Origin of the sequence: Mixta theicola (assembly GCF_002895925.1) — a bacterium.
Lineage (GTDB): Bacteria > Pseudomonadota > Gammaproteobacteria > Enterobacterales > Enterobacteriaceae > Mixta > Mixta theicola.
This window is the reverse complement of sequence record NZ_NWUO01000059.1, coordinates 1-577: the sequence shown is the minus strand read 5'-3', so window position 1 is coordinate 577 and position 577 is coordinate 1. Positions and strand designations below refer to the sequence as shown.

Here is a 577-nt window from a genome sequence, read left to right as displayed (position 1 = left end):
AGTTTTTCATCAGTAATCGCAACGTGCTTTTTGATGGTGTGCCCGCCAATTTTCTTTACGCCTTCATGTTCCGCCAGCTTCAGCGTGCCCGCCCGAACATATTTTATCCGCGGCACGCCCCACGCCAGTCCTGCCGCTGATGGAACAGCAATATCAACGGTCAGCCCAACAGACATGGCCGTGCTGTCGTCTGCGCCGAGCTGTTTTGCCAGCGCCTCCGTGATTCGAAACGTCGCAGTGCGGACGTCACGTCCGGTCAGTATCCTGCCAGCGGCGGCATTGATGCTGTCCAGGCTGTGCGCGCCGGTAACCACGCAGGCCGCTTTCGTCAGCATCGTGGGTTCAGGAACGATGCAAAGCGCGGCGGCGCCCGCCAGCTCTACCGCTCCCATCGCCAGCTCCAGCCCGCCCAGCAGTCTGTTGCTGAGCGCCTCCGCCTCCGTTACCGTGCGGTCGGCCAGCACAGTCGCCAGCTGCACCGGCGATACGGCAAATTGTAACTCTGTATCCATATAACGCTCCCTGTTAAGATAAAGCCTGTTTTAAAACAACGTGTTGTATATAAAACAACCAACAC

1 pseudogene is annotated in these 577 nt (G+C 57.9%); it reads right to left on the bottom strand.

Annotated elements, in window-relative coordinates:
- Positions 1-512: pseudogene (locus COO59_RS20615) on the bottom strand (RNase A-like domain-containing protein); the annotation flags it as partial.
- Positions 513-577 lie beyond the last annotated feature (65 nt).